The sequence below is a fragment of the Streptomyces phyllanthi genome, from assembly GCF_009377205.1.
Taxonomy (GTDB): Bacteria; Actinomycetota; Actinomycetes; order Streptomycetales; family Streptomycetaceae; genus Streptomyces; species Streptomyces phyllanthi.
The window spans coordinates 1-3,589 of record NZ_VJZE01000672.1 but is presented as its reverse complement, the minus strand read 5'-3'; the positions used below and the strand labels follow the sequence as shown (position 1 = coordinate 3,589).

The following is a 3,589-nucleotide window of genomic DNA, read 5'->3' as shown; positions in this document are numbered from 1 at the left end:
AACCTGTACGACGGCGAACCGGACGCCTCCCACAAGCGGTCAGGACTTCTTGATCTTGTACGCCTTGATCTTGTACGCCTTCTTGACCGTCACTTCGAAGGAGGAAGCGCGGTCGGAGCCCTTGGCCCGCAGGCTGACATAGGCGTGGCCGTTGCGGTCGATGTGCTCCGTGGGCAGGGTGGAGAGCGCCGGGTGCTTGATCAGCGCCCGGTTCTTCACGACCGGGACCTTCTGCCAGGTCGTGCCGCCGTCGAAGGAGGCCTCGACGGTCAGCCCGCGCGGCCTCCCGCGCGGCTGGTCGCCGGTGCGCTGTATCCGGAACGGGACGGCCAGGGTGCGGTCGTCGCCGGCCCGTGACCACTCGTCGACCGGCGGCTTGAAGCGGACGCTGGTGAGTGGCAGAGCGGTCGGCTCCTCCTCGGTCACCGGGCCGGAGCGGAAGGTCCAGGTGCCCTCGACCTCGGTGGACAGACCGTTCCACTGGGAGCGGTCCGCGCGGGCCTTGAGCGTGTAGGTGCCGGTGTCGGCCGGGACCTTCCAGGCGGCGAGCGCGGTGTTCCGCGGGAACTCCGCGGCGCCGTTCCTGCTCTTGGGGAGCTTCTCTCCGTCCCGGCTGAGGGTGTAGTCGTACTCGGCGTAGACGTCGTCACTCCTGAAGAGGTGCCGCGCCTCGGAGTCGCCGCCCATGGGCAGGTCGACGGTGACCGTGTCGCCGTCGCGGGTCAGCTGACGGCCGTCGGGGGCGAGGGCGGGGGCGCCCACCGGATGGTTCCAGTACTCGGTACGGGGTCCGGGCCGGAACGCCTCGGGTTCGGTGAACAGGGCGCGGGCCTGGAGCGGGTCGACGGGGTCGGCGTTCTGCCAGGACCAGCGCAGTTCCTGGGACCAGGTGATGTCCTTCGAGGCGGTGTAGTACTCCCTGCGCGTGCCCGGCGAGGGCACGTTGACGCGGCGGCCGTCGAGCGCGATGCCCTTCAGGGTCGCCGTGGCCAGCTTGGACTTCAGCGGGAAGGGCCGGTCGAACCGCCCGGCCTGTTCGGAGGCGCCGTAGTGGGCCTCTGTCCGCGCGAGCTCGGAGTCCCTGACCCGGCCGGTGAGGTCGGCGGGGATGCCGCCCTCGCGGATGCCGGCCAGGTAGTAGACCGGGCCGGTGGCGGTGGGGTAGTCGTACCCGTCGCTGGGCGCGCCGTCGGGGATCTCGCCGACCCGGTAGCCCTCGGCGAGGTCCTCGCGGTAGTACGTCGTGTAGGTGGAGGCCTCGGTACGGGTCGTGGAGGGCACCGCCCAGTAGTCCGGGGGCAGGTGCGGGTACTCGACGGAGATCTGGGTGCTCGTCGGCGTGGTCTGCCCGGACGGGATCCTGGTCTGCTTCTGGAGGATGCCGGACGCCTGGTAGATCCGCTCGACCTTCTCGTTGTCGACCGTGTTGCCCAGCTTGCGGGCCGCGGTGCCGCCCAGGGTGAGTTCGGCCGACTCGGTCACCCGTACGAAGGGTTCGCCCGCGAGGACGTGGTCGCTGGCGAACCAGTAACTGTCCGGCCCGTAGCGGCTGATGATCGCCGAGATGCCGTACGTCCCCGCGGGCGCCCGCAGGGTCACGGTGGAGCCGGCGGTCGCCACGATCGGCCGCTCGAACGGCACCAGGGCGCGGTCGAGCGGCATGAGGCTGACGAGGGAGATGTCGCTCGCCGGGTCGCCGCGCTGGTCGCGGAGGTGGACGGTCAGGTCGTAGCTCTCGGGTTCGAGCGTGAGCCCGACCGGGACGCGGACCGTTGTCTCCCCGCCGGTGGCGGTGAGCAGGGCGGAGAGGGCGCCGCCGGTGCGGATGCCGGTGTCCCGGAACTCGACGGTCACGGCCGCCGAGCCGTGAGCGGGCACGGTCAGCCGGGTCTCGGAGAGCCCCAGCAGGTCGGTGGGCAGATCGCCTCGCGTCGAGGTGACGTCCAGGTCCAGATCCAGGGTGACCGGCTCGTCGGAGGTGTTGGTGAAGGCGACCTTCCGTGCGATGTCCTTGTCACGCGGCCACGTGAGACGGCCGAAGTCGGCGGCGTGGGCAGTGGCCTGGACGTCCTGGGTGACGGCGCGCTCCACGTCGATCAGGCCCGAGCCCTGGTCGTACACCGACTCGCCCGGGCTGGGCGTGGCGCTGGAGACCAGGGCCTGACTGACCTGCCGGGGCGTCCAGTCCGGGTGGGCCTGCATGACGAGGGCCGCGGCTCCGGCGACCGCGGGAGCCGCCATCGACGTACCCGAGAGGCGGGTGTAGTTCTCGTCGACCGGGCCCTGCGGGCCCTCCGGGTCGATGTCGCCGATGTCGGTTCCCGCCGCGCGGGCGGCGGTGACGGCGACGCCCGGGGCCTTGAGATTGGGCTTGACGGTGTAGTTGCCGAAGAGCGGGCCGCGGCTGGAGAAGGAGGCGACGGCGTCGTCGCCCCCGGCGGCACCGACCGCGAGGGCGCCCGCGGCGGCGGAGGGCGGGGAGACGGTGAAGGAGCCCGGTCCGCTGTTGCCTGCCGAGACGACGGGGAGGACGCCCTGTGCGAGCAGGGCGTCGGTGGCGAGCGACCAGGGGTCGGTGCCGTCGGTTGGGACGGACGACCCGAGGCTCATGTTGACGATGTCGACGCCCTCGTCGGCCGCCCATTCCATGCCGTCGATGATGTGCGAGAGCTGCCCGAGGGGTCCGGAGAGCACCCGCCCGCTGAGGATCTCGACGCCCGGCGCCACACCCTCGTACTTCCCGTCCGAGGCGGCACCGGTACCACCGATGATTCCGGCCACGTGAGTGCCGTGACCGTCGACGTCACCGGTCTCGTCGTCCCACGAGATGTGGTTGACGGACTTCGACACCCGGTCCTTGAGGTCGGGGTGGGTGGTGCGGACGCCGGTGTCGAGGACCGCGACCCTGACTCCGGTGCCGTCGAGGCCGCGTGCCTTGGGCGCGGTGGCGTTGATCTGGGTGATCAGGTCGTCCACGGGGGCGTCGGTGGCTGCGGCGGTGGGATCCTCGGCCTGTGTGTCCGTGAGCTGGACGGGGGTGTCCAGCCAGACCTTCTTGATGGCGGGGCGGAGTCGGGGGCCTGTGGCTTTCCTGGGCGCCGAGAGGGACTTCCACAGCTCGCCCCGGTCGCTGTCGGGGAGGGTCACGGCGGTGGAGTCGATGGATTCGAGCGGGACGGTGCCCTTCTGGACGGCCTCGGCTCGGGTGGTGGCGGGGAGGCTCTCGCCACTGTGCCGGATGATCAGCGGCAGCCCTGCCTTCTCCTCCCGGGCCTTCTCCTCCTGAGCCTTCTCCCGTGCCTCGTCGTCGAGACCGAAGCGTTCCAGCGCGCTGAGGTTGAAGAGCAGTTCGTCGACCTGACCGGAGGCCACCAGCGGGGCGACGTCGGTGGGGATGACGTTGAGGTCCCCGCCCGTCCCGGTGCGGAAGAAGCCGACGCGTTCGCGGCCCTCGGCGGGCTGGAAGTCGATGTGGGTCGTCCCCCGTGAGGCGTCGACGGTGACGCGGTCTCCGGTGACGAGGGTGAACCGCTTGCCCCGGAGGGCGCCGGGAACGGTGTCGCGGTCGGCGGGGGAGGCGGCGGAAGTG

1 protein-coding gene is annotated in these 3,589 nt (G+C 71.4%); it reads right to left on the bottom strand.

The annotated features are described in order from the left end of the window. Window positions 1–39: 39 nt before the first annotated feature. A partial coding sequence (locus FNH04_RS43140; protein ID WP_152791699.1) for a S8 family peptidase occupies window positions 40–3,589 on the bottom strand: 3,550 nt, incomplete at its 5' end.